This is a genomic window from Burkholderia sp. Bp9143, from assembly GCF_003853645.1.
GTDB lineage: Bacteria > Pseudomonadota > Gammaproteobacteria > Burkholderiales > Burkholderiaceae > Burkholderia.
Genome location: NZ_QTPO01000066.1, coordinates 18,434 through 40,159, shown reverse-complemented (window position 1 = coordinate 40,159; position 21,726 = coordinate 18,434). Strand labels below are relative to the sequence as shown.

Here is a 21,726-nt window from a genome sequence, read left to right as displayed (position 1 = left end):
AGCTTGACCTGATCGGTGCCTTGCGTCAGATAGATATCGTTGCCGTTGAGCGTGACAGCGACCGATGCTGCGGTCAGACCGGTACCCAGTTGTAGCACCTTGCCGGCGGTGCCGCCCCAGAAGTCGTACTCGTTGATCTCGAGATGGCCGTAGCCCTGATTGAAGATGAAGGTGTCGGCTCCGCCATTGCCGATCTCGACGTCGGTACCGCCCTTGCCGTCGAACATGTCCGCGCCCCACGAACCGTTGAGTGTGTCATTGCCCACTGTGCCCTGAATGTTGCGGGCCATCGTGACAACCTGAGCCGCAGTCCACACGGTGCCATCGGCAAACTGCACCTGGGCGACCCCTGTTTTGCCGGATCCGTCAGCCATGCCGTCGAGCTTGACCTGATCGGTGCCTTGCGTCAGATAGATATCATTGCCGTTGAGCGTGACGGCGACCGATGCCGGCGTCAGGCCGGTACCGAGTTGCAGCACCTTGCCAGCGGAGCCGCCCCAGAAATCGTACTCATTGATCTCGAGGTGCCCATAGCCCTGGTTGAAGACGAACGTGTCAGCCCCGCCGGAACTCTGTTCGTAGTGGACACTACTTCCGCCATCGAAATAGTGCGGTCCCGCAGTGTTCGTTACAAGTTGGGTTGCAGTCCCGTCACCCAGGAATACGTTGCCTAGCAAGACCGCGTCCGCGCTAAATGGGATTCCACTTTGGGTAATAACGCTCTGGATTGTCGACTCGCATATCGACACATTCAGCCCTAGAGCCGTGGCAAGTGAAGCAACGGTCGGAGCGACACCGATCCAATAGTGTTCTGCAGCAGCCAAGTCAGACGGCGCAGCTGCGGCCAAGGCACTTGCCACTGATGACAGGTCCGACGATCCAACAATCGAGTCAGTCCTATAGTCGTACGCCACGCCAGGAAGTAGTCCTGCCAGTGGTCCTTGCACTAGCAACCGCGCCTCTATCGACGCAAGCAGTTGATTAAAGGCGTCGTGAAGAACCTCGCCCTGATGCCAGTTAGAGGGGTTAGAAGCATCAGTAAATCCTGATATGAAGGCTTCTCCCGTAAATTTTTCGAGGACACCGAGTTCCTGCGCGTCTATATACTGTCCACGGCTCGTAGCTGACACGCCCTGAACACCGGCCCACTGATACAGGATCGCGCGAGTTTGTGATGCAAACGTTCCCGCATCACTTACGCTATCGTGGCCTAGCGATTGAACCATCTGAAGCAGCCCCGGATCGATGCTCATCGCTATGTAAAGATCCGGAAGCAGTCCATAACCACGCAGATTTGGTAGCTCGATCACTGCTGGATTAAGCTGGAAACTCCCGTCGAAACGTGAGTCTAGTTGGCTGTTGTCGAAGTACACTTCGTCAATCTGCCCCGTAGTTCCGTCAGAACGAGTGAAAGTTGCCACTTCGGCAATCGCACTTCCGCCAATCGCTTGATAAACATCTTGCGCTGCGAGACTAATTGATGCAATTCCCGATTCAGAAAGTGAATGCAACTCGCCGGGTTCTGCAATCCCATTCCCATTCGAATCCTCCCAAATCCGAAGATTTGCAAATCCGCTGTCGTTTGAATTAATCACTCCATCACGATTAGTGTCCTGGGCAGCCAAGGCCGAGAAGCCATCTGTGCTGGAACTCCCAAACAGATCCGTAATATCGGTGACGGTGCCGTCGGTCGGAATATTCACCAAGATTCCGGTATTTTGGCCAACCCAAGCTGTATGAACCGCATATCCAGTATCGTGGAGATCAAAATATGCATTCGACTGTGCCAATGGGACAAGCTGCGCGCCCTGACCAGACAAATCAAAAACCAATGGATCGGTCATGCTTCTGTTAAATAGTGCAGCAATTGCTTGAGCATAGGCCGCATCGCAGACTTGACCGCCGTCGTAAAACGCGCTGCTCGGGAAAATTGAGTCTGCCAAGCTGACTTCCGCGGCGACATCGGAATTTAGTATCTCAGTACCAGCCTGAATAACGGATAAAATATTATTGGTATCGGTGACCGCCGAGACTATGGCGAGACCGATAGTGGCCAGCATCGCTGTCGCGCCAAGTGCCGTAGCCTCTGGCGCGGCAGCCAACAATGCCACGCCAATTCCAAACGCCGCAATGTCACCGACTGCAGAAATCAAATCGCCTTCAGCGGTTACCGAATCGTTTCCTTGATAAGCGGCGTATGCCGCCGCCGCCTCAACGACCGAGCCAGCCAGCCCTGTTGCAACCGCTCCGTATGCGCCGCCAAATGACGAAGCCGCCGCGACGATCGCTTGAGCGGCATTTGCATACCCTTGAACATTGGTTGTTGCTGGGCCCTCGTAAAGGTCAATTGTCGCCTGAACTGCGCTCCATATGCCCGTGACTGACGCGGACGACGCTAAGTAATTCATGACTTCCCCCGAGGTTTACGGTGCGGCCACTACAAATATGCGAATTATTACCACCGTACCGAGAATGATCGCAATCATTGCGATTAGCGGGACGATTATTGTTTTTCTCTTATTCCCTTTCGCATTGAATTCTATGAAATTATATATGGCAGGATATGATTTGATTCTGATCGGAATCGCAAACATCGCAACAAGGGTGAGCGCAAAACATATGTCTCTCAAATGAGCGATCTGAATTGATATTGGGGTTCGACCGTGGCCATAAACTACTCGAATATAGAAAAAAGACAATACCGCCAAGACCAATGTCGCGTCCATCAAGCGCAGCGCAATATTTTTCATGGTGCCACCCCGTTCACTTCATTTGCTTCGTCAAATTTGACAATGTATTTGCAATACAGAAATTATCGAATCTTCGTTTAAATTTGTAATTTTCGCAAAATTAACTGCGCAGCCAAATTGTATATTTTCCTCATGCAAAATATTTTTCACTCGGTTTAAATTAGATGCTACGGCGTAGGAGCATTCAAGGAATCGTTAACCCTAGTGCCTACGCCAGAAAACTAACCGAAAGAATATAGGCGCACACCAATTCCCCTCGAGATTGCCATAGATCTTGCCTCAAAGATGATGGTTTTACGTTTGCGCGAGATATATGTGCTCAACAATGAGATGGATTGGCCTATAAGCACTGATTGTGTTAATTAAATATTTCCATAAATTATGCTCATCGGTATCAACCAGTATTTCTTTCGCGCGAAGTGCTTCCGTCGATTTGTGGGGAATATCCGATGAGCTGTCGAACAGCAGAATGCTTATTCGACTGGAACGGAGCACTCTCCGCAACCACGGCTAAGCGTGTCTATGTCGCCCGGTCCTTTGCGGAGTCGCTGAGCCAAGAGGAGATGACCGCGGTTGAAGGGGACGTTCGCAAGAGACTTTGTCTTCCGGATTCCGTTGTGTTCCTTTTCTTTAGCAACCGGACGAGGCAAGGTGTCAAGGACGTGTTCCGTGTGCTATGCCCCGACCAGAGTCACCTTTCCGTTTGAGTAACGCGGTGCTCCGGCGAATGTGCCTCTGACCTAGTCAATTGCGCTGTGTGATCTCGCACCCCGGCGCTTGCTGGCTGCGAGATCACATTCAAAGGGAGACCGCCGCGATCGCCACCCGAACGGCCCGTTCTCAGGGAGCCCGCGCGGTCACGCTTTTGACGTTAGACAACGTTTCCGTGCGGCGTAGCTGTAGCAAGCTTCTGCAGGTGGACGCCAAAGACAGCTTTTCTGAGAATTCTGGCAGCCAAGGACACCTTTTCTGAGGCGGTGAGCATGTGATCGTCTCAAAAAAGATGTCTAAGTCATTGATTTATATAGGGTGCTGAGGACATCTTTTTTGAGAGCCCACACATGTCCAGAGAGCACGCTTTACTGTCAATCTCCAGACGCGGTCTGTTACCCCCCGCAGGAATTCGTTAAGATCGCCGACGGACCTCTGCCCGAGCGATTACGAGGTTCGGGCCTGGGTAAATAAAATATCGTAAATGCGCCAACGTCCTGCGCGATTGCCAACAGCATCGACGCTGGATCGGCATGGAGGAGAACACGCGTGTCGGAAAAATATCGGATCCTGGTGCTGGACGACGATCCGGAAGTGCGCGACTGGCTGCAGCGCGTGCTGGAGGAGGCCGGCTTCGACGTGTCGGCGGTCGACAGCGCCGCGCGCATGCAGCAGCAGCTCGCCGCCGCGCCGCACGCGCTCGTGCTGCTCGATCTGAAGCTGCGCGGCGAGGACGGCCTGACGGTCGCGCGCGACCTGCGGCGGCGCTCGGATGTCTCGATCATCATGATGAGCGGGCTCGGCGACGAAACAGACCGCGTGCTCGGTCTCGAGACGGCGGCCGACGATTTCGTCACGAAGCCGTTTTCGGGGCGCGAGCTGATCGCGCGTGTCCGTGCCCAGCTGCGCCGCACGACCGAGCTGTCGATGCCGCGCCCGGCCTCGAACGGCGGCGGTCCGCACTTCTGCTTCGACGGCTGGACGATGGACCTGGCCGCACGCACGCTGACGCGCGATGGCGCGCCGTGCGCGTTGACGCAAGGCGAGTTCGAGCTGCTGGCCGCGATGGTGCAGCAGCCGTCGCGCGTCTGGTCGCGCGACCAGTTGCTCGAACACACGCGCGGTTTCGGCATCGACGTGTACGACCGCACGATCGACGTGTTGATCTTGCGCTTGCGGCGCAAGATCGAGCCGAACCCCGAGCAGCCGACCTACATCCGGACGCAGCGCGGCATCGGCTACGTGTTCGCGGCGCCGGTCGTGCGCCTGTGACTCGATGCGGACGCGATTGACGCTGTTATCGCCGTGGAGCGTCCGCGCGAAGCTGATCGCGACGTTCCTGCTGCTGTTCGGCATCACGCTGGCCGTCGTCGTGGTAGGCGTGCTCGCAATGCGCGCGAACCAGAACGCGCTCGACGAGTACGAGGCGAACGTGGTGCCGGAGATCGCACGCGCGCTCGAGCTGTCCGACAAGGTCGCGCAGCTCGCCGCGGTCGCGCCGAGCATGATGCTGACGGATTCGCCGAACCTGCTGCACAACGACACCGAGCTGCTGCGCGGCCTGCTCGGCGATATCCGGCGGCTGTCACCCGGCCTTGGCGACCAGCACAGCTCGACCGCGAAGGCGGGCGAACGGCTCGCGGTGATCGACGACCTCGACGCGATCGACCAGGATCTCGCACGGTTGCTCGTCGTGGCGGGCCAGCAGCGGCAGCTCAAGGAAGAGCTGTCCGACCTGCGCACCGCGACGGACCGTATCGGCGACAGCATAGCGCGCGAAAAGAGCCTGATCGCGCAGCGCGCGCCGACGCTGCTGCAGGTGTGGGCGCGCACCGCGGGCGCGCTGCAGGCGGCCGATGCGGCGGAGCTCGGCAGTGCGGAAAGCGACAACGAGGCCCTGTGGTTGCGCGTGCGCGCACGCAGGGAGGACCTCCGACAGCCAGCGCTCGCCGAAGCGCTCGAGCGCCTCGACGACGGCGCGCGCAGCGTGTTCGCGGTGCGCCGCGAGTTCCTCGCGACCGAAGCGCAGACAGGCTATCTCGTGACGTTGCTGCGCGGCCACTCGGATCACCTGAGCGGCAAGTCGGTGCGTTACGTCGAGCGCCTGCGGCTGATTGCACGCGAGCGCAGCGACAAGGTGCGCAAGGTTGCGGTGTCGAGCCAGTCGGGCCTGCTGCTGCTTGCGGTCGCAGGCATCGCCGTGGCGCTCGTCGGCGTCGCCTATGCGAGCCGCATCCTGCAGAAACTGCAGGCGATGACGCGCGTGATGGCGCGGCTCGCGAAGGGCATCACCTCGGACCGCATGCCGTCGACGCACCGGCCCGACGAGATCGGCGAACTGGCGCGCGCGTTCGAGGTGTTCCGTACCAACCTGCTCGAAAAGGAGCGTCTGGCGCAGGGGCTCGATGCGCAGCGCCGCCTGCAGGAATCGGTGCTGAACTCGATGAACGACGGCGTGTCGGTGCACGATGCAGACGGCAGCCTGATCGCGTGGAATCCGACTTTCGCGACGCTGCTCGGGATCGATGGCGGCGCGCTCGCCGTCGGCCTGCCGCTCGCGGCGCTGCGGCTCGCGATCGACCAGCCCGCACGCTGGCGCCAGGTGTCGCGCGACACGGCCACGCATACGTCGGACGGTGCGCGCATCGCCGCATCGGCGGAACTGCACATCCGCGACCAGCGGATCCTCGAATTCCATTGTCAGCCGCTGCCGGACGGCGGCTGGGTCGCAGTCTGCCGCGACCTGACGAGCCGGCGCGCCGTCGAGGCCGAATTGCAGCAAGCGCAGAAGATGGACGTGCTCGGCCAGCTGACGGGGGGCGTCGCGCACGATTTCAACAACTTTCTCGTTGCAATCCTCGGCAACCTCGAACTGCTGCTGCCGCGGCTCGGCGGGCAGCAGCACGCGCAGACGATGGCCGAGCGGGCGCGCCGCGCGGCCGAGCGCGCGTCGCGGCTCACGCGCCGGCTGCTCGCGTTCGCGCGGCGCCAGCCGCTGCAGGCCGAACGCATGTCGGTGCGCGCGATGCTCGCCGAAATGCTCGATCTCGTCGAATACTCTGCCGGCCAGCGCGTGACGGTCGTGCTCGAACCGGCCGCCGAGCCGATGTGGGTGTACGTGGATCGCGGCCAGCTCGAGAACGCGGTGCTCAACCTGACGCTCAACAGCGCGGCGGCGATGCCGGACGGCGGCACGCTGACGCTGTCCGCGCGCCGCGCGGACGCACCCGCAGGCATGGGCGCGCCGCAGGCGATCGTGCTGAGCGTGACCGATACGGGATGCGGGATCGCGCCGATGCTGCTCGACAAGGTGATCGAGCCGTTCTTCACGACCAAGGCGGCAGGCGAGGGTAGCGGGCTCGGGCTCAGCAGTGTCTATGGCTTCGCGCGGCAAAGCGGCGGCGACCTGCGGATCCACAGCGAGGTCGGGGAAGGGACGCGCGTCGAGCTGTGGCTGCCTGAACGTGCGGCGCCGGAGCGTCGCGCAGGGCGGGAGACGGCGCTTGCTGCACCGGCCACCGCCCGCGCCGGCGTGCGCGTGCTCGTGGTCGACGACGATCCGGAAGTGCGCGACACGGTGTTGAGTCAGTTCGCGGCGCTCGGCGCGCAGGCCGACGCCGTGGCGACCAGCGACGCGGCGTTTGCCTGGCTCGCCGAGCACGGCCCGGTCACGATCGTGCTGTCGGACATCTCGCTCGGCGCGGGCGGCAGCGGCATCGTGTTCGCCGCGCGGCTCGCCGAGCGCTGGCCGCAGCAGCGCGTCGCGCTGACGTCGGGCTTGCCGGCCGAGATTCATCAGACGCATCCCGGCTGGCGCGCCGACCTGCAGTTCGTGCCGAAGCCGTTCGACCTCGCGGCGCTCGCCGCACTGCTGCGCTGATGGGCCGCGGCAATTGTTTCGATTGTTAATGAAGTCGCGTGTTTCCGAAATTTTCGATTAACCGGGCTGAGGTTTCATATGTCCACGGCGCCCGGCCGCGCATTCGCGGCACCGAGGTGCACGAATCGAACAACACCCTTTGCATGGGACGGAGACACTCGATGATGAAGATCAAGGCAGGCTTGCTGACAATGGCGCTCGCGATGGCCGCCGGCCCGGCGGCCGCGGCGACGCTGCGGATCGCGTGCGGAGCGGCGGGTGTCGACCAGGACGTTTGCCAGGTATCCGCGAAGCAATGGGCGGCGAAGACTGGCAACCAGGTCGAGTTCATCAGCATGCCGAACAACTCAAGCGAAACGATCGCGCTCTACCAGCAATTGCTCGGCAGCGGCTCGGACAAGATCGACGTGATGCAGATCGACACGGTCTGGCCGGGCATCCTCGCGAACCACCTGATCGACCTGAAGCCGTACAGCAAGGGCCAGGAAAGCCAGTCGTTTCCGAGCGTCGTCGCGAACGACACCGTGAACGGCAAGCTCGTCGCGATGCCGTGGTTCATCGACACGGGCCTCCTCTACTACCGCAAGGACCTGCTTGACAAGCACCACCTGAAGGTGCCGTCGACGTGGGAAGAACTCGACGCGACCGCGCGCAAGATCCAGGCCGACGAGCGTGCCGCGGGCAACGAGAAGCTGTGGGGCTACGTGTGGCAGGGCCGCGCATACGAGGGGCTGACCTGCGACGCGCTCGAATGGGTCAGCAGCTACAACGGCGGCACCGTGATCGACGACAAGGGCCGCGTGACGATCGACAACCCGGGCGCGATCAAGGCACTCGAAACCTCTGCGAAATGGGTCGGCACGATCAGCCCGAAGGCCGTGCTGAACTATGGCGAAGAAGAAGCGCGTGGCGTGTTCCAGTCCGGCAATGCCGTATTCATGCGCAACTGGCCGTACGCGTGGGCGATCGCGAACCGCGCGGGCAGCCTGATCAAAGGCAAGGTCGGCATCGCGCCGCTGCCGAAGGGCGGTGTCGACGGCCGCCCGGCCGCCGCGCTCGGCGGCTGGCAGCTCGCCGTGTCGCGTTACTCGCCGAACCCGAAGCTCGCGGCCGATCTCGTGATGTACCTGTCGAGTGCCGAGGTGCAGAAGATGCGTGCGGTGCAGGCGTCGTTCAACCCGACGATGCCGGCCCTCTACAAGGACGGCGACATCTTGCGCGCGAACCCGTTCATGGCTGACCTGCTGCCGACCTTCAGCAGCGCCGTCGCGCGGCCGTCCACCGTCACCGGCGCGAAGTACAACCAGGTCAGCAACCAGTTCTGGAACGCCGTGCACGACGTACTCGCCGGCAGCGACAGTGCATCGGCCTCGCTCGCCCGGCTCGCCGCGTCGCTGAATCGCCTCGCGCCGGCCGGCAACTGGCATTGAGCGCGTTGCCGCCGGCTTGACCGGCACGGCCGGCCGTCGGTCGGCCACCATCGGGCACCGCCCCGTCAGGAGACATCGAATGCGTACCGGAAGCATCGAGATAAATAGTAATCCTCTATGTTATGGCGAGCCGCCGCGCGCGCGTGCGCGGCTCGTGCAGGCGCGAGAGCGGCAGGCCTGGCTGCTGGTGGCGCCCGCGCTGCTGACGCTCGCGGCGATCGCGGGCTGGCCGCTGCTGCGCACCGCGTGGTTCAGCTTCACCGACGCGCAGCTCGCGAACCTGTCGTTGCGCCAATTCGTCGGTCTCGACAACTACATTGGCCCGGCGGGCGTGCTGCGCGACCCGGACTGGTGGCAGGCGGTCGGCAACACCGTGCTGTTCTCGGTGGTGTCGGTGACGCTCGAGACGCTCACGGGCCTCGGCGTCGCGCTGCTGCTCGATACGCCGTCGCGGCTGCGCACGCTGTTGCGCGCGGCGGTGCTGGTGCCGTGGGCGATTCCGACCGTCGTGTCCGCGAAGGTCTGGAGCTGGATGCTCAACGACCAGTTCGGGATCGTCAACGCGATGCTGATGTCGATCGGCGCGATCCACGAGCCGCTCGCGTTCACGGCCGATGCACGGCTCGTGTTTCCGACCATCGTGCTCGTCGACGTGTGGAAGACGACGCCGTTCATGGCGCTGCTGATGCTCGCCGCGCTGCAGACCGTGCCGCGCGACTGCTACGAGGCCGCGCGGGTCGACGGCGTGCCGCGCTGGCGCATGTTCCGCTCGGTGACGCTGCCGCTGATCGTGCCGGGCATGCTCGTCGCGATGGTGTTCCGCTCGCTCGACGCGTTGCGCGTGTTCGACCTGATCTACGTGATGACGTCGAACAGCCGCGTGACGAAGAGCATGTCGGTCTACGTGCGCGAGCAGCTCATCGATTTCCAGCAGGTCGGGTTCGGTTCGGCAGCGGCGATGCTGCTGTTCGTCACGATCGTGCTGTTCACGATCGGCTATATGGCGGTCAGCCGCAACCGGATGCAGGAGGCGTGAGATGAAGAAGCATCCGCTCGAAGTGGCAATCCACGGGCTGCTGTCGGCGCTCGTGCTGGTGGTCGCGCTGTTTCCGTTCGTCTACATGATCGGCACGTCGCTGAAGCATGGCAACGCGCTCTACGACACGTCTCTGCTGCCCGCGAGCCCGTCGCTCGACAACTACCGGCAGCTGTTTCGCGACCAGCCGTTCGGCGCATACCTGCTGAACTCCGCACTCGTCGCGGGAGGCGCGGTTGCGCTGTCGCTCGCGGTGTCGGTGCTCGCCGCGTATGCGCTCGGCCGCGTGTCGTTCCGTGGGCGCGGTGTGCTGATGATGTGCATCCTCGGCGTGTCGATGTTTCCGCAGGTCGCGATCCTGTCGGGGCTGTTCGAGCTGATCCGCGCGCTCGGCCTGTACGACCATCTCGGTGCGCTCGTGCTGACGGACCTGATCTTTACGCTGCCGTTCACGATCTGGGTGCTCGTCACGTTCATGCGCGAGCTGCCGCGCGAGCTGGAGGAGGCCGCGCTCGTCGACGGCGTCGGCGTGCTGACGATGATCTTCCGCATCTTCATGCCGCTGCTGCGCCCCGCGCTCGCGGCAACGTCGCTGCTCGCGTTCGTCGCCGCGTGGAACGAGTTCCTGTTCGCGCTGACGTTCACGATCTCGTCCGGCCAGCGCACGGTGCCCGTCGCGATCACGATGATCTCTGGCGCGAGCAGCTTCGAGCTGCCATGGGGAACCATCATGGCCGCGTCGGTGATCGTCACGGTGCCGCTCGTCGCGCTGGTGCTGGTGTTCCAGCGGCATATCGTGTCCGGCCTGACGGCCGGCGCGGTGAAAGGCTGACCCGATTCGGGCCGGTTGTCGGGATCAGGAGGAAATCATGAGTCAGATCAAGTTGAGCGGTCTCCACAAGCAGTTCGGCGCGGCGCCGATCCTCACGGACGTGAACCTCACGGTCGAGCCGGGCGAATTCTGCGTGTTCATCGGCCCGTCGGGTTGCGGCAAGTCGACGCTGCTGCGGATCATCGCCGGCCTCGAGGAGCAGAGCGCGGGCGACGTGTGGATCGACGGCCGTTGCGTGAACGCGTTCGCGCCTGCGAAGCGCGATATCGCGATGGTGTTCCAGAGCTATGCGCTGTATCCGCACATGTCCGTGTACGAGAACATGGCGTTCGGCCTGCGCCACCTGCGGCTGCCGAAGGACGAGATCGACCGCCGCGTGCGGCTCGCGTCCGATTCGCTGCGGCTCGTCGAGTTGCTCGAACGCAAGCCGGGCGCGCTGTCCGGCGGCCAGCGGCAGCGCGTCGCGATCGGCCGCGCGATCGTCCGCAAGCCGAAAGTATTTCTCTTCGACGAGCCGCTGTCGAACCTCGATGCCGCGCTGCGCGTGAAGACGCGCGTCGAGATCGCGAAGCTGCATCGCGAGCTGAACAGCACCAGCATGATCTACGTGACGCACGACCAGGTCGAGGCGATGACGCTCGCCGACAAGATCGTGCTGCTGCGGCCGCTCGAAGGGCGCAGCGGGATCGCGAGCATCGCGCAGGTCGGTACGCCGCTCGACTTGTATCACCGGCCGGCCAACCAATTCGTTGCGGGCTTCATCGGCTCGCCGGCGATGAATTTCCTGCCTGCGGTCGTCGTGTCGCCCGGCATCGGCGAAGTCCGCGCGCAGGCGCGCGACCACGCGTTAGGCGCGAGCGTGTCGGGTGAAGGGCTGGAGGCCGGGCAGGCGATCACGCTCGGCATCCGTCCCGAACACGTAAAGCTTGGCACGGGCAGCGTGACGGGCGAAGTCGCGCACGTCGAGCAGATGGGCGAGCACACCTATCTGTATCTCGACACGCCGCTCGGGGCGCAGCCGCTCGTCGCGAAGACGAGCGCCGACGACGTGCGCATCGGCGACCGGTTGCGCGTCGAGCTGCCGGCCGATGCATTGCATCTGTTTCATGCGGACGGGCGCGCGGCGGCGCGCACGTTGCGCGAGCCGGCCGGGCGGACGCTCGCGGCTGTCTGAGCGCGAGGTCCGGCCGGACCAGGTCACCCTTTACGGGCGGCGTTGGCGCTTCGCCGCTTTCGAACTGGCGCCTCAATATCGATAAAGGAAAGGTATGCAAAATAACAAGCTTTCGGTGATCGTCTGGAACGAGTTCGAGCACGAACGCGAAGACGCGGGCGTCCGCGCGATCTACCCGGACGGCCTGCATGCGGTGATCGCGAGCGCGCTGGCCGAGACGCCGGCGCTCGATCCGGGCGCGCTGCCGCTCGAGATCGGAACCGCGACGCTCGACCAGCCCGAGCACGGGCTTGCCGAAGCGCGGCTCGACGCGTGCGACGTGCTCATCTGGTGGGGGCACAAGGCGCACGCGAAGGTCTCCGACGAGATCGTCGAGCGCGTGCAGCGCCGCGTCCTCGAAGGGATGGGCCTCATCGTGCTGCATTCGGGCCACTACTCGAAGATCTTCCGCCGCCTGCTCGGCACGCATTGCTCGCTGAAGTGGCGCGAGGCGGCCGAGAAGGAGCGGCTGTGGGTGGTCGAGCCGTCGCACCCGATCGCGGCGGGGCTCGGCGAGTATTTCGAGTTGCAGCACGAGGAGATGTACGGCGAGCGTTTCGACATTCCGCAGCCGGATTCGACCGTCTTCATCTCGTGGTTCGAAGGCGGCGAGGTGTTCCGCTCGGGCTGCTGCTGGGAGCGCGGCCACGGCCGGATCTTCTATTTCCGCCCCGGTCACGAGGCCTACCCGACCTATCACGACCGCAACGTGCAGCGTGTGATCGCCAACGCGGTGCAGTGGGCCGCGCCGCGCGTGAACCTCGCGGACCGCTGCCCGATGTCGCCGCCGCTCGAGAAGCTGAGCGAGAAGGGCGCGCAGTTCGCGCAGGTCGGCATCCAGCAAAGCCACGGAGACATCGCATGAACGACGACTACAAGGTCGAACTGCCGGAAGCGGCGGCCATCGCGCGCGGCCGCCGCCTGCGCGTCGGCGTGATCGGGCTCGGCATCGGGCGCAAGCACATCGAGGGCTGGCGTGAGCATCCGGACGTCGACGTTGCCGCGATCGCGGATCCGGACGCGAAGCGGCTCGCGAAGGTCGGCGACGCGTTCGGAATCGACGCGCGCTATGCGACGGCCGACGCGATGCTGGCGGCCGAGTCGCTGGACGTCGTCAGCGTCTGCACGCCGAACAAGTTCCATCGCGAGCTGACGATCGCCGCTTTTGACGCCGGCTGCCACGTGCTGTGCGAGAAGCCGATGGCGATGGACGCGGACGAGGGCCGCGAGATGCTGATCGCCGCGCAGCGCGCCGGCAAGCGGCTGATGATCAATTTTTCGTACCGCTTCAGCGCGCAGTCCCGCGCGTTGAAGGCGCAGGTCGAGGCGGGCGTATTCGGCGATTTCTACTTCGGCCGCACGATGTGGCACCGCCGGCGCGGGATGCCCGGCTTCGGCGGCTGGTTCGGCACCAAGGCGCTCGCGGGCGGCGGTCCGCTGATCGATCTCGGCGTGCATCGGCTGGATCTCGCGTTGTGGCTGATGGGCTATCCGAAGCCCGTGTGGGTGATGGGCAGCACGTACGACCCGATCGCGCGCGAGCTGGCGACGCGTGCCGGCAAGACCTTCGACGTAGAGGATCTCGCCGCCGCGCTGATTCGCTTCGACAATGGCGCGACGCTCGCGCTCGAGGCGTCGTGGGCGACCAACATCCAGGAAGCCGAACTGATGGAAACGCGGCTGCTCGGCACGCGTGCGGGGCTGCTGCAGAAGAACCTGGACGAAGGCTACACGTTCGACGCGCACATCTTCGTCGAGCAGAACGGCGCGCAGTTCGACATGCGCCTGAACCCGCCGGCGGACGGCGCGCATTCGGCGATGTACGACTACGCGGAAGCGATCCTGTGCGATGTCCCGCATCCGGCGCCCGGCGAGGAAGGGCTGATCGTGATGGAGATTCTCGACGCGATCTATGCGAGCGCTGCCGCGGGCGAGCCGATCCGCATCCACGCGGCGGAGCCGGCGGCTGCCGCCGCGCCCGTGCTGGACCTCGACGTCGCGCAGTGATGCGCCGGCGGGCCGGCAGGCGGCATCGTCCGCCGCGTCGGCCTGCCGTATGGGCAACAGGCAACGCCGCAAGAATTCAGATCGATTCCGCGCAACGCACGCGGCACGACAACAACGTTTGGAGACACGTTCATGATCGAAGAAGCAGGCCGCGGCATGCGCGGCATCGCACGGACCCGGTTCACGCGCAGGCGGCTCGCTGCCGCGTTGTCGCTCGCGGTCTGCTCGACGGCGCTCTACGCGGCACAGGATGCCGGCACGGACGCGCCGGCCATCGTCGCGAACCAGGCGGCCGGGCAGGCACAGGCGACAGGCGTCGTGCCGGCCGACACGAGCCCGGCCAACACGGTCACGCCGACGCCGTCTTCGGCCTGGAACCAGCTCACGCCGTGGACGCAGTTCCACGGCTACCTGCGGGCCGGCGTCGGCACGAGCGACAGCCACACGCAGGCTTGCTTCCAGTTGCCGGGCGCGCCGAGCAAGTACCGGCTCGGCAACGAATGCCAGATCTACAGCGAACTGGAAATCGACCAGACGCTCTACAAGTTCGCGAACGGCATGCAGCTTTCGGCGGTCGGGATGGCGAGCCTCGTCAACGATCTCGATCGCACGCCGACCTTCAATGGCGATCACGGGCGCATCCGCATGCCGCAGTCGTACGTGCAGCTCACCGACATTCCAGGCCTCGACAGCGCGCGGATCTGGTTCGGCCGCATCTACTACCGGCGCAACGACGTCCACATGAACGATTTCTTCTACTGGAACCCGAGCGGCCTCGGCGCGGGGATCGAGAACGTGTCGATCGGCGGCGGCCTGAAGCTCAGCTACGCGCTGTTCCGCGAGGACTACATCGACCAGCCGAACTATGCGACGCGGCATGACCTGCAACTGTCCGGCGTGCATCCGAACCCCGGCGGCGAGCTGCAGTTCGGGCTGTCGTACATCCCGTCCCGCGCGCCGATCCTGAATGCGAACGGCGTGATGCAGGACACGCACGGCGGCTGGTCGTTCACGGTGCAGCACGTGCAGACCAACCTGCTCGGCGGCAAGAACAAGCTCGCGTTCCAGTATGGCGTCGGCCCGGGCACCGGCTTGAGCTATACGGGCACGCTGACGAACGACAACCGCTACAAGAGCTTTCGCGTGCTCGACGCATTCGACTGGCAGGCCACGCAGAACTTCAGCGGGCAGGTGGTCGGCATCTACGAGCGCGACATCGCGCCGGGGGGCGGCTCGCAGACCTGGGTGTCGATGGGCGTGCGTCCGGTGTACGCGTTCACGCAGCATATCAAGCTGCAGGGTGATCTTGGCCACGACCGCGTGACGCCGGCGGGCGGGCCGACGCGCACGCTGCTGAAGGCCAGCGTCGCGCTGACGCTCGCGATGGATCGCGCGTTCTGGTCGCGGCCGGAATTCCGCGTGTTCTACACGTACGCGCGCTGGAACCAGGCCGCGCAGGATGCGGCGGCGCCTGGCGATCCGCTGTCGACGACGGGCATCTTCGGCACGTCGCGCAGCGGCTCGACGGTCGGCGCGCAGGTCGAATGGTGGTGGTGAGCATGACGACGGAACGTTGTCCGACGATCGCGATGGGCGGCGATGCGATGCCGTTCTCGCGCATCGTGTTCGGGATGTGGCGGCTCGCCGACTGGCGGTTGTCGCGCGCCGAGCGCCGCGCGCTGATCGAGGCAGCGCTCGAACTGGGCGTGACGAGCTTCGATCACGCGGACATCTACGGCGACTACACGGCCGAGGCGTTATTCGGCGAAGTGCTTGCCGATGCGCCGCCTCTGCGCGAACGGATCCGGCTCGTCACGAAGTGCGGGATCCAGCTCGTTTCCGGGCGGCGGCCCGCGTACCGGTTCAAGCGCTACGACACGCGTGCGGCGCATATCGTCGCGTCTGTCGAACAGTCGCTGCGCGCGTTGCATACCGACCGGATCGACCTGCTGCTGCTGCACCGTCCCGATCCGCTGATGGACGCCGACGAAGTCGCGGCGACATTCGCGCGCTTGCGGCGGGAAGGAAAGGTGATGGGATTCGGGATATCCAATTTTTCGCCGTCGCAGGCGGCGCTGCTGCAGGACCGGATGGCCACGCACGGGATGTCGCTCGCGACGAACCAGGTCGAATGCTCGCCGCTGCATCTCGCGCCGCTCGACGACGGCACGTTCGACCAGGCGCAGCAGTGGCGCTGTCCGCCGATGCTGTGGTCGCCGCTGGCGGGCGGCCGCGTGCTGACGGATTCGACGCGGGCGGCAATTCGCGTCCGCGAATGCGCGGCGCGGGTCGGTCGCGAATTCGGCGTGTCGGCGGCGACAGCCGTGTTCGCGTGGCTGCTGGCGCTGCCGTGCCGGCCGCTGCCGATCGTCGGGTCGAGCCGGATCGCCGCGCTGCGCGAAGCGGTTGCCGCGACGCATCTCGCGCTCGAGCACGACGCATGGTTCGAGTTGCTGCGTGCGGCGCGTGGCGACGATGTGCCGTGATCGGTCGATCCGTCAATGTGACAGGAACCCGGGGAAAGAATGAGCGAAGCGATGATCGACGATTGCCGATGCGAGCCGGGCGTTTGAAGAGGTGGGGCAGGCAACATACCGCGGAACGACGTCCAGCCCGGTAAGCCCCGCTCCCTGTCTTGCGTCACTGAACATGGATCGTAGGTCGGCTTTGAGCCGAGAGTAACCGTTATTTTGCAGACCCGTGCGCAAGCTTTCAGCGTTAGCCGGCCGCACCTGTCTCGATCGAAGCGACGTAGCGAAGCAAGTCGTCAACGCGTCCTTCCGACACTAGCTGTTCAGCAGTCTTGTAGTCAAAGGTCGGCAACGGCTCATTGCGATACCAGAAGAGCGTGCTCTGTATTTCCCCGGAGATATCGGTTGCAACTCGGATGATCCGGAGCGCCCCCGTACTCAACCTTCACGTGTCTTCCAGACGGCGGTGCTCATCTATCTGGCTTCAGGGCGGAATCGGACGTGTCGGCCGTTGTGTGGGCTTGAAGCGGCTGGCGGAAATGCATGCCAAAAGCCAGCAAACCCTGACGGAAGTAGAAGCGTTGTGCGAGAGAATTTCCAAGGCCGGTATCGAGCACGAGGTTCGCGCAGCGCTGCTTACGCGCTTCTTCGCGCAACGCGTCGATCAACATCGCACCAAGTCCGTGCTGGCGGACGCCTGCGGTGGTCACCAGATCGTCGACATAGAGAAAACGCCCATACAGCAAGTTCTCCTGGACGCGATAACCGGCCAACGCGACTACTTCGTCGCCCTGTAAAGCAGCCAGGATGCGATATCCCTGCTCGGCTTGGCGTCGCACCTGCTCGGTGAATGCGATAGCGTCCGTCAGGTGGGGACGCAATTCTCGCATGACACTGAAAGCGGCCGTGTAGTCCTGATCGCAGTCGAGATGATGAAGTTGAAAACTGTTCATGAGCGCTCCTTGCCGTCCGGCCGTCAATTTACAAGACCTGTGACCTGTCCAAAAGGTACAAGACCAGATCAACTCAATGAGACATGACCGATGGACTTGCAGTACCTCGAACCACATGGAGAGCGGGACGCTCTCAACTTTGCCGGGCGCGGCCTGAGAGGGCGGTTTTCCCCAGCGTGTCGACGGGACGGCGCTTCATGCCTATTAGATCGGTCACCTCGTGCCAGTCATCCGCGGATGAGATTTCAATAGTCACCCACTTCCCGTCTGGGTATGCTCGCGCTTCATCGTAGAGCTTGACCAACTTCGAGCTCCAGGAATAACGCCGCTCCTCAAACTCTTCTCGCTCGGCTCTGCCAAGGACCACGAGAACCGAAAACTGCTTGTATGCCGGTACCAAGGTACAGAGCGCTCTGGTCTTCTTGTACCGCAGTGACCAACCGCGTTTCTTGCCTCCGTAAATCCAGTCTGGCTCAAACGTACCGGGGTAGGATGCCTCAATCCAGCTCTGCAGCTTTCGCCAGTGCTCGAAGGCGTTCTGGCCGATCCAGTTGCGGACTGTGCGCCCATCGGGCGGAGCTAATTTATTGGTGATTCTGTCACCAATCTCGGGGACCTGTTCCATGCTTTGACAACGCCTCCTCGTAGGACAGCTGCGTCATGCAGCCAACGAGCTTCCACTTTAGATCTCCGGGATCACCGGTTCGAGACTGAACTTGCTCAATGAAATGCTCAAAAAGATCAACGCGGCGCGGACCACTTTCCCTGGCGCCGATGGGCGCAGCAAATCTCCGGCGCTGCCTTCATTGAGAAAAAGGCCACCAGCCCGGCATCGCGTGATTTTTCCGACGAGCACAACCGGAGGGCCTGAACGTCCATTCTTGGCACGCACGGAAGACTGGAATCCTGGTTCTTCCGCTCACACCGGTGATGATCAAGAATGAAAAGACAACACGGCGAAACGCAACCGTGATTTCTTGTTCAATTCTTGCGCGTAAAGCATGAACAAGTCGCAGAAGGTTGTCGTCGTCACCGGGGCGTCGCAAGGCATCGGCGCAAAAGTCGTCGAGGCATTTCGATAGTTCGATTACCGGATCGTCGCGACATCACGTTCGATCAAGCCATCGGACAACGGCAACATTCTGTGCATTGCCGGCGACGTAGGCGATCGAACGACGGCCCGACGCGTGATTACCGAAGGCGTCGCGCGGTTCGGGAGGATCGATACGCTGGTAAACAATGCTGGCATGTACATCGGAAAGCCTTTCACCGAACACACGGCCAACGACTACGCGGCCGTGATGAACGTAAACATGGCGGGTTTCCATCACATCACGCCGCCGATGCACGCATCGGAATTCCACGAAGCGTTGGGAGCCTTCAACCCTGTCGGACGCCTGGGCGAAACGAGCGATATCGCCGAGGCCATCCTCTTTCTAGACTCTGCACCGTTCGTCATCGGAGTGATCCTGCATGTCGACGGCGGCCAAAGCGGCGGCCACTGACATGCGCTACCGTACCGCCGCGAGCTCGCCGCGGTATCCCGGAGCGCCGTGCGAAGCGCTTCTTCAACGACCGGGTGATAGAACGGCATCGCGAGCATTGCATCGACAGTCAAACCCATCTGAAGGCTCCACGCGAGCAAATGGCCGATATGCTCGGCGGACGGCCCCAGCATTTCCGCGCCGACGAATCGTCGCGTTGCACGATCGACGTAGACATGCGCGCGCCCGCGATTTTTGAGCATCACCCGGCTGCGTCCCTGGTCTTTGAAGCTGCCCTCGCCTGTCACGAAGGTATCCTCGGGCAACTCGCGATGGCGTGCGCCGACGAGGGCGATTTGAGGATCGGAAAACACGATCGCAAGTCGCGCCCGCCGCTCGATTTTCGCGACGTCCGGATATCGCGCGGCGTTGCGGCCGGCCGTGCGGCCTTCATCTGCTGCTTCGGGCAGGAGCGGCAGGATGCCATTCGCGTCGCCCGCGATGAACACCGGGTGCCCGTGGACCTGCAACGTATGTGGGTCGAACTGCGGGACACCGTGTTCGCCGAGTTCAATCGACGTGTTCGCGAGTCCCAGATTGCGGACGTCGGGTTGCCTGCCGGTGGCCGCGAGCACGTACTCGTAGGTCGCCTCGGTCGTCGTTCCATCAGCGCAGCGACAGGCCGTCGACGACGAATCCGACGAAACGGTCGCGTTCACGTCGCACGCGCGCCATCACCGCTTCGCCGTCGACGTGCACGTTACCGACCGCGATACCGAACGGTGCCGCGTGGTTTGCTGCGTGCGCGGCCTCAGCGGCCGCGATCAGCAGTTTCGACGGCATGCAGCCGACGCGCGCGCAGGTCGTGCCGTACGGGCCGCCCTCGATGATGACGGCCGTGGCGCCCGCTGCGCGCGCCGCGCGATAAGCAGCCAGCCCCGCGGTGCCCGCTCCGATGACGGCGACATTCGTAGAGATCGTGCGCATTGCCCAACTCCCGATCGAGCGGCCGGATGTGATGATCGCGTCACGTTTTCTGTAGCGGCGCGTCGGTTACGGCCTGCGCCCAGTCTAGGTAGTACGCATCGGTTCGTGAATGCGTGAAAGGCGCAACATGCTGCTCGATCGTCTCATTCGACGGCTTTCTTGGTACACACATAAATCGGAGTTCTTGGTTCTTCAGTTCGTACCATCGATGGTACAGAATTCGAACGCCAACACGGGAGAGCCGACGATGAACGTCCGTCCGATTCTGATTGCGGTCTTCGCGACCTCTGCCATTTTCGCGATCGCCGGCGCCGCCGCGAGTGAAGCCGGCGAAATCGTGAAGCCGAATTCTGAACAAGCGATCCCAAATCTGCCGGGCAAGTCGCTCGTCGCAGTGGAGGTCGAGTACCCGCCGGGTGCCGCTTCCACACCGCACTTCCACGCGAAGTCCGCATTCATTTACGCGTACGTGGTGTCGGGGGCGATCGAATCAAAGGTGAACGACGGCGAAGTGCGCGTGTATCACGCCGGCTGAAAAATCCCGGCTGCGTCGCGAACATCAAAGCGAAGCGCGTCATCGGCCAGGACGGTTGGTTGTCGGCGGTTTTGGCCACGCATTCGATCCTGAACATCACGGATCTGCCGCTACGTGCGTCTTGTACGCACAGTGCCGTGCCGGAGACCCGCGGGGCGAACCGTGTTTGCGATCCGTATGGAGGTGTCGGTCACGTCGGCGTGCAATACGCAGCGGCATGCCCGGCGCCGCGACGATGATCAGCGTCGACGTCAACGCAGTGCACGGCGAATCCGAACTTCGAAAGCCTATGTCCCAAGTCGACTCACTGAGCCAGCTCCTGCAAATGATTACCGTCACCGGCGAACTGGAGGTGCGCTGCGGCTGCGGTTCGCCGCGGCAGTTGACCCGGGCGCGAGCCGCAGCGCACGAGATTCCGTACCACGTCGTGCTGAAGGGTCGCGCCGTCCTCGAGGATGCCGGCACCGGATCGATCAGGGAACTGGTAAGCGGAGACATCGTGCTGTTGCCGCACGGGGCCGCACACGTGCTGCACGACGGCAGCCGACATGTGCAGTGCCGGACCTGCAATCGTCACGGATCCAGTGGATGGACGCTCAGCGGGCGTGATGGTCCGGGTGAACGTCTGGACCTGCTGTGCGGGAGGTTTTTCATCAGACCACCGCATGATCGGCTGATTCGCGACTACCTGCCCACGACGCTGACGGTGCGGTACGTGACCGGCGGTGGCGAGAACGACATCGGCTCCGCGTCGAGCCAGCTCGCCAGTCTTGTCGAGCTGATGCGAATGGTGTCGGTCGGCGCCAAGCCCGGCGGATACGCGATACTGAACGCACTGACTTCCGCGCTGTTCACGCTGGTGCTGTGTGCTGCGAGCGAGTCCGGGCAAGCTCCGGCGGGGCTGCTCGCGCTGGCCGGCCATCCGCGATTGGCGCCGGCCATTTCGGCGATGTTCGCCGAACCGGCGCGACCGTGGAGCCTGCCGCAACTCGCCGATCTATGCAACATGTCGCGTGCAACCTTCATGCGGCACTTCCAGGACAAGTTGGGGCGTTCGGCCACGGAACTGCTCACCGACATCCGGATGACGCTGGCCGCGAACGAGCTGAAGAAACCGGCGATCAGCACTGAGGCCGTGGCCGAGTCGATCGGGTATCGATCGGTCGCGGCATTCCGGCGGGTGTTCACCGACAAGATGGGAATGACACCGGGGCAGTGGCGGCGTCGGACCGACGAAGTCCAATGACGCGCTTCCACGTCGGTATGCAGCCTGAACGAAGCGCTGAACGGGTAGACACGGAGCAGCGATCGCGTCTCGCACACGAGCGGCCTTTGGCGCGCTCGTCTACCTCGGTCGCCTTCTGAATGCTCGATCCCGTCGAGACGAAATGGCTTGCGCCACGCGGCCACGCGGCCTCGCAGCCGACGAATCGACCA

At 63.4% G+C, this 21,726-nt stretch carries 16 protein-coding genes and 3 pseudogenes; 13 read left to right on the top strand and 6 right to left on the bottom strand.

Features of this window, described 5'->3' with window-relative positions; translation table 11 throughout:
* On the bottom strand, positions 1–2,408 hold a 2,408-nt coding region (locus DIE23_RS34510), incomplete at its 3' end, for a calcium-binding protein (RefSeq protein ID WP_311767839.1).
* 1,602 nt (positions 2,409–4,010) lie between these two features.
* Between DIE23_RS34510 and DIE23_RS34505 the strand changes: the two genes are divergently transcribed.
* The 10 genes from DIE23_RS34505 (at position 4,011) to DIE23_RS34460 (ending at position 16,345) form a co-directional block, all read left to right on the top strand.
* Positions 4,011–4,733 (top strand): winged helix-turn-helix domain-containing protein, encoded by a 723-nt coding sequence (locus tag DIE23_RS34505; RefSeq protein ID WP_124616739.1) that lies wholly within the window; start codon positions 4,011–4,013, stop codon positions 4,731–4,733.
* Between the two features lie 16 nt (positions 4,734–4,749).
* Positions 4,750–7,341: an ATP-binding protein gene (locus tag DIE23_RS34500; RefSeq protein WP_260436312.1), complete on the top strand. Its 2,592-nt coding sequence runs from the start codon at positions 4,750–4,752 to the stop codon at positions 7,339–7,341.
* Between the two features lie 161 nt (positions 7,342–7,502).
* The gene (locus DIE23_RS34495) at positions 7,503–8,771 is read left to right on the top strand and encodes an ABC transporter substrate-binding protein (RefSeq protein WP_221623376.1); all 1,269 of its coding nucleotides are present in this window, start codon (positions 7,503–7,505) and stop codon (positions 8,769–8,771) included.
* A 79-nt stretch (positions 8,772–8,850) separates the two neighbouring features.
* The gene (locus DIE23_RS34490; protein ID WP_124616735.1) at positions 8,851–9,807 is read left to right on the top strand and encodes a carbohydrate ABC transporter permease; all 957 of its coding nucleotides are present in this window, start codon (positions 8,851–8,853) and stop codon (positions 9,805–9,807) included.
* Position 9,808: 1 nt separating this feature from the next.
* Positions 9,809–10,639, top strand: coding sequence for a carbohydrate ABC transporter permease (locus DIE23_RS34485; protein ID WP_124616733.1), 831 nt, complete (start codon positions 9,809–9,811; stop codon positions 10,637–10,639).
* Positions 10,640–10,676: 37 nt separating this feature from the next.
* Positions 10,677–11,813: an ABC transporter ATP-binding protein gene (locus tag DIE23_RS34480; protein ID WP_124616731.1), complete on the top strand. Its 1,137-nt coding sequence runs from the start codon at positions 10,677–10,679 to the stop codon at positions 11,811–11,813.
* Between the two features lie 94 nt (positions 11,814–11,907).
* Entirely contained in the window at positions 11,908–12,717 is an 810-nt protein-coding gene (locus DIE23_RS34475) for a ThuA domain-containing protein (RefSeq protein WP_124616729.1), read from the top strand.
* Entirely contained in the window at positions 12,714–13,859 is a 1,146-nt protein-coding gene (locus tag DIE23_RS34470) for a Gfo/Idh/MocA family protein (protein ID WP_124616727.1), read from the top strand. Before DIE23_RS34475 ends, DIE23_RS34470 begins: the two co-directional genes overlap by 4 nt.
* Before the next feature lie 132 nt (positions 13,860–13,991).
* On the top strand, positions 13,992–15,416 hold the full coding sequence (locus DIE23_RS34465; RefSeq protein ID WP_221623375.1) for a carbohydrate porin: 1,425 nt from the start codon (positions 13,992–13,994) through the stop codon (positions 15,414–15,416).
* Between the two features lie 2 nt (positions 15,417–15,418).
* Positions 15,419–16,345, top strand: a complete 927-nt coding sequence (locus DIE23_RS34460; protein WP_260436311.1) for an aldo/keto reductase family oxidoreductase — start codon at positions 15,419–15,421, stop codon at positions 16,343–16,345.
* A gap of 232 nt (positions 16,346–16,577) precedes the next feature.
* Here the strand turns inward: DIE23_RS34460 and DIE23_RS40530 are convergent.
* The 4 genes and pseudogenes from DIE23_RS40530 to DIE23_RS34440 form a co-directional block, all read right to left on the bottom strand.
* Positions 16,578–16,760, bottom strand: a pseudogene (locus DIE23_RS40530) (DUF2384 domain-containing protein); the annotation flags it as partial.
* 40 nt (positions 16,761–16,800) lie between these two features.
* Positions 16,801–17,283: a GNAT family N-acetyltransferase gene (locus DIE23_RS34450; RefSeq protein ID WP_124616723.1), complete on the bottom strand. Its 483-nt coding sequence runs from the start codon at positions 17,281–17,283 to the stop codon at positions 16,801–16,803.
* A gap of 133 nt (positions 17,284–17,416) precedes the next feature.
* Positions 17,417–17,908: a DUF3788 domain-containing protein gene (locus DIE23_RS34445; RefSeq protein WP_124616721.1), complete on the bottom strand. Its 492-nt coding sequence runs from the start codon at positions 17,906–17,908 to the stop codon at positions 17,417–17,419.
* A gap of 57 nt (positions 17,909–17,965) precedes the next feature.
* Complete coding sequence (locus DIE23_RS34440) at positions 17,966–18,175, bottom strand: hypothetical protein (RefSeq protein ID WP_124616719.1); 210 nt, start codon at positions 18,173–18,175, stop codon at positions 17,966–17,968.
* 202 nt (positions 18,176–18,377) lie between these two features.
* Here DIE23_RS34440 and DIE23_RS34435 point away from each other — a divergent pair, with 202 nt between their 5' ends.
* The gene (locus DIE23_RS34435; protein ID WP_260436313.1) at positions 18,378–18,788 is read left to right on the top strand and encodes an SDR family oxidoreductase; all 411 of its coding nucleotides are present in this window, start codon (positions 18,378–18,380) and stop codon (positions 18,786–18,788) included.
* 26 nt (positions 18,789–18,814) lie between these two features.
* Here the strand turns inward: DIE23_RS34435 and DIE23_RS34430 are convergent.
* Positions 18,815–19,754: pseudogene (locus DIE23_RS34430) on the bottom strand (FAD-dependent oxidoreductase); the annotation flags it as partial.
* Between the two features lie 247 nt (positions 19,755–20,001).
* On the opposite strand from DIE23_RS34430, the pseudogene DIE23_RS34425 reads away from it, so the two are divergent.
* Together DIE23_RS34425 and DIE23_RS34420 are read left to right on the top strand one after the other, a co-directional pair.
* Positions 20,002–20,286: pseudogene (locus DIE23_RS34425) on the top strand (cupin domain-containing protein); the annotation flags it as partial.
* A 292-nt stretch (positions 20,287–20,578) separates the two neighbouring features.
* Positions 20,579–21,535: an AraC family transcriptional regulator gene (locus DIE23_RS34420; protein WP_124616744.1), complete on the top strand. Its 957-nt coding sequence runs from the start codon at positions 20,579–20,581 to the stop codon at positions 21,533–21,535.
* The last annotated feature ends 191 nt before the right edge of the window (positions 21,536–21,726 follow it).